Source organism: Inquilinus limosus (genome assembly GCF_051487185.1).
GTDB classification, from domain to species: domain Bacteria; phylum Pseudomonadota; class Alphaproteobacteria; order DSM-16000; family Inquilinaceae; genus Inquilinus; species Inquilinus limosus_F.
Genome location: NZ_JAHVDK010000067.1, coordinates 1 through 4,166, shown reverse-complemented (window position 1 = coordinate 4,166; position 4,166 = coordinate 1). Strand labels below are relative to the sequence as shown.

The 4,166-nt window shown below is 67.0% G+C and carries 5 protein-coding genes and 1 tRNA gene; 4 read left to right on the top strand and 2 right to left on the bottom strand.

The window, feature by feature from the left end; genetic code table 11:
• Positions 1-70: 70 nt before the first annotated feature.
• A tRNA-Met gene (locus tag KXR53_RS35395) sits at positions 71-147 on the top strand.
• On the opposite strand, the gene KXR53_RS35390 is transcribed toward KXR53_RS35395, so the two are convergent.
• The gene (locus KXR53_RS35390; protein WP_437380314.1) at positions 104-1,768 is read right to left on the bottom strand and encodes a recombinase family protein; all 1,665 of its coding nucleotides are present in this window, start codon (positions 1,766-1,768) and stop codon (positions 104-106) included. The two genes, KXR53_RS35395 and KXR53_RS35390, sit on opposite strands and share 44 nt — an antisense overlap.
• A complete protein-coding gene (locus KXR53_RS35385; RefSeq protein ID WP_437380313.1) occupies positions 1,765-1,914 on the bottom strand; it encodes a hypothetical protein in 150 nt (49 codons plus the stop codon). The genes KXR53_RS35390 and KXR53_RS35385 overlap by 4 nt, the downstream gene beginning before the upstream one ends.
• A 508-nt stretch (positions 1,915-2,422) precedes the next feature.
• On the opposite strand from KXR53_RS35385, the gene KXR53_RS35380 reads away from it, so the two are divergent.
• From KXR53_RS35380 to KXR53_RS35370, 3 genes are all read left to right on the top strand, one after another.
• Positions 2,423-3,067, top strand: coding sequence for a hypothetical protein (locus KXR53_RS35380; RefSeq protein WP_437380312.1), 645 nt, complete (start codon positions 2,423-2,425; stop codon positions 3,065-3,067).
• A gap of 133 nt (positions 3,068-3,200) precedes the next feature.
• Positions 3,201-3,698: a MucR family transcriptional regulator gene (locus KXR53_RS35375; protein WP_437380311.1), complete on the top strand. Its 498-nt coding sequence runs from the start codon at positions 3,201-3,203 to the stop codon at positions 3,696-3,698.
• A gap of 208 nt (positions 3,699-3,906) precedes the next feature.
• A partial coding sequence (locus KXR53_RS35370; protein WP_437380310.1) for a transposase occupies positions 3,907-4,166 on the top strand: 260 nt, incomplete at its 3' end.

The window sequence follows — 4,166 nt, the reverse complement described above, 5'->3', positions numbered from 1 at the left end:
GCCGCCAGGTCCACCAAGCCCACTCAACCCCCCTCTTCGCATTCCCCTCACAATGCTCCTCCCTCACCCCCGCGGGGTGGAGCAGCCCGGTAGCTCGTCAGGCTCATAACCTGAAGGTCACAGGTTCAAATCCTGTCCCCGCAACCAACGATACCGACACTCCTGACGGGGTGTCGGTTTTTTGTTGTCCGCGCTCCGGGCGCCCGCCGCCCCGGCCCAGCCAGCCCAGGATCGTGCCCAGGTCGCCGTGCAGCGTGGCGTGCAGCTCGCCGCGCTCCGGACCCGGCCGCAGGGTGATGCCGGCGATCACCGTCCGGAGGGCGTCTGCCGCTTCGCGGCGGTTCTCCGGATGGTTCAGCGCCTCGGCCAGCCGCTCCACCTTCCGCCGGAACAGCTCGGCGATGTTCGGGTGCACGTCGGGCGGCGGCTCCTCCGCCTCGGCCAGGCGCCGGCGAATCTGCTCCTGCTTCGCCTCGATCTCGCGCAGGCGGTCCATCAGCATCTGGCTGAAGCCGCCGTTCTCGATCGCGGTGACGATCTCGCGGCCGGCCTTCTCCAGGGTGGTGAGGGCATGCCTGTCCGCCTCCGAGGACGCCCGGCGCGCCTGGTTGCGGCGATTCAGCTCCTCGGTGTAGGCGCGCATCGCCTCGGCCGCGGCCTCCGGCGCCAGCAGCCGATCCTTCAGGCCGACCAGGACCCGGCGCTCGAGGTCGAGGCGGTCGATGGTCCGGCCGTTGGAGCAGGTGCCCTTGTTGACGTTGGTCGAGCAGGCGTAGCGGTCGCGCCCGTGAAGGGCGTAAGGGCCGCCGCAGACGCAGCAGGTGAGGAGGCCGGAGAGGAGCGTCTTCGCCCGGCGCATCGGGTTCAGCCGATTCGCCTGCAGCGCCGAGACGGCGTTGGCCTGGCTGGCCAGGATCGCCTGCTGCCGCGTCTTCACCGCATGCCACAGCGCGTCGTCGACGATCCGCAGCTCCGGCACCTCGCTGGTGATCCACTCGGATTGCGGGTTGATCCGGGAGACGCGCTTGCCGGTCGACGGATCCTTGATGTAGCGCAGCCGGTTCCAGACCAGCTTCCCGACATAGAGCTCGTTGTTGAGGATCCCGGTGCCGCGGGAGACGTGGCCGCGAATCGTGCTGTCGGTCCACTCGCTGCCGCCGGGGCCGGGCACGCCTTCGGCATTCAGGGATCGGGCGATCGCCCGCGGGCTGGCGCCGGCGGCGAACTCGCGGCAGATCCGGCGGACGGTCTCGGCCTCCGCCTCGACGATCTCGCGGTCGCCGCGGCCGTGGGCGCCCGGGACCACGCGGTAGCCGTAGCAGAGGCCGCCGCCTATCTTGCCCGCCTCGACCCGGCCGCGGATGCCGCGATGGGTCTTCGCCGCCAGGTCCTTCAGGAAGAGGGCGTTCATCGTGCCCTTCAGCCCGACATGCAGCTCGCTGATCTGGCCTTCGGCCAGGGTGACGATGCCGACGCCGGCGAAGCGCAGCCGCTTGAACACCGCGGCCACGTCCTCCTGGTCGCGGCTGATCCGGTCGAGCGCCTCGGCCAGCACCAGATCGAAGCCGCCGCGCTGCGCGTCCTGCATCAGCTCCTGGATGCCGGGACGGAGCAGGGAGGCGCCCGACATCGCCCGGTCGGTGTAGCAGAGGGTCACGGTCCAGCCCTGCCGCTCGGCATGCGACCGGCACAGCCGCAGCTGGTCCTCGATCGAGGCGTCCCGCTGCGCGTCCGAGGAGTAGCGGGCGTAGAGCGCGACACGGGTCATCGGTCCTCCTTCTCCTCTCTGTTCTCGTTGGCGGCCTGACGCTGCAGCCGCTCGTGCTCCTCGCGGGCCAGCTGCCGGCCCAACAGCCGCGCGATCCGCAGCACCGCCGCGTCGATCCGCTCCCACCGGTCCGCGTCCTCCGGCATCGCTCCGCTCCGTGCCAGTGGCTCCTGGGGAACAGAGCTGCGCCCGCGACGCCGGCGGATCAATCCGCCGAGGCCGGCAGGGGCGGGAGGAGCGGGCTCCCGACGGTGGAGATGTCCCTAGCCCTGGGATCTTGGCTTCTTCAGCCGGACACCAGGACCACCGCCGTTCTCCGGGATGAACTCGATCCCAGCCGCCTCAAGGGCCGCTCGGACCGCGTGGACGGTGCTGTCCTTCAACTGCTCACCCCTTTCAAGACGCGTGATCGTGTTTGTTGAGACGTCAGCGAGCTTAGCCACTTCCCGAACTCCCAGATTCAGTGCGGCTCTTGCCATCCGGCACTGCTCAGGAGTCATTGCTCGTCTTTCGATACAGTGTAGCGATTTTGCATTGACATGCAACACGAATTGGCGACTATGTAGCGATTCTCTTGGCCTCACAAGGCGGCCTGGCGAGGTGCTGTCACACCTCGCCAAGCCTGACCACAGTCCAGCTGATAGGAGCCGGATCATGGCTGATTCCGACAATACCACGACTTTGCCTGCGCTCAGCCGCCGCGACCTGCTCGGCGGCGCCACCGTACTGCCAATCGGCGCGGCCGATGCCCGGCGCCGCGGCGCCGCCCCCGATCCCGTGCTCGACTTCTTCCAGGAATGGCGGGCTCTCCATGCCGAGCTCGATGCCTGGCAGGACGACTGGCAGAAGAAGGAAGGCGTCCTGCTCCGCACTGTCGGCATGCCGCGCGTGCTGGTTCCGGTGCCGGGCGAAGCTGAGCCCGTCTCCGCCTGCGAGCCTGCCGAGATCGACGAATTGCTGGAGGATTTGCCGGGGACGGACGAGCTTCGGCAAAGGCTGCACCGCGAGTTCATGGCACATCGGCGCCGCTGGGAGATGGCCGCGGCGGCCATTGGGCTCGGCCCGGTGGAAGAACGTGTCAATCAAGCCTGGGACCGCTGGGATGCCCTCACCGAAACCGTGTGGCAGGTGCCGGCCGGCAGCCTGGCTGGCGTTGCCGCCAAACTCGCGATGGTGCTCTCAATCGGCCAGTCCCGCTGCGATGACGAGGAGTTCCCGTGGCCGCCGTTGCGCTCCATCCTCGTCGACCTGCAGCGCATCGGGAAACTGCCGGACAGTGCAGTGTCGATCTCACGATAAAAGATGCACGTGATCCAAGCTGCCTGCGAGAAAAGCCGCTCGATCTGAATAACTGGTAAGAGCATCCGAAAATCCTGGACTTGATGAGCGGCTGTGACAAAAGTCGCTCATCGATTCCCAAAGGAGAACAGAAATGGCGGGAGACGCAGCTAGCGGACTAGAACATGGCACTGCCGACGAGACACGAAAGCTGACCGTGCAGATCGTTGCCGCTCATGTGGCTCATAATAATGTTGCGACGAATGATCTGCCGGCGTTGATCGATCAGGTTTACAAGGCCCTGAGCGGGCTCGGAAAGCCTGTCGAGCCGGTGCAGGAGCGGCCGCAGCCGGCGGTGCCGATCAAGAAGTCGGTGACGCCCGACTACCTCGTCTGCCTCGAGGACGGCAAGAAGCTGAAGATGCTCAAGCGACACTTGGCATCAGCCTACAATATGACGCCGGACCAATATCGCGAGCGGTGGGGCCTCCCGGCAGACTACCCGATGGTCGCGCCGAGCTACGCCAGCCAGCGCAGCGCATTGGCCAAGACGATCGGGCTCGGGACACGTCGCCCTGCAGCGGCGCCAGCTCCGGCGCCCCAACCTGAACCCGCCGCTCCGAAGGCCCGCCGCTCTCGCAAGGCGAGCTGATGATCTGGGCCCGGTGCTCGTGAGCGGGCAGCTCCACGAGCACCGGTGTCCGTGAACCGTATCGCCTACAGCGGCGGTCAAGCCGCCTCGGCTCTCAATCGGCACCGGTCTGAGTTCGGCTGGTTCGTTCCGATTGTGTTGAAAAAGTCGTCGTTGCCGGCGGTGTGAAGTCCTGATTCAGTCCTCCTGGGCAGAGGAGGACGCGACGATGATGGGCGAGCGGACGGTGATGCAGGAGGCGCTGTTCTACGAGTTCAACCTCGAGCGCCACGTGCCGGCCGATCACCTGCTCCGCTCGATCGACCGGTTCGTCGAGCTGTCCGGCATCCGCGCGCATCTGCGGCCTTTCTACAGCGAGATCGGGCGGCCCTCGGTCGATCCGGAGCTGATGATCCGGATGCTGCTCATCGGGTACTGCTTCGGCATCCGCTCGGAACGCCGGCTGTGCGAGGAGGTGCATCTGAACCT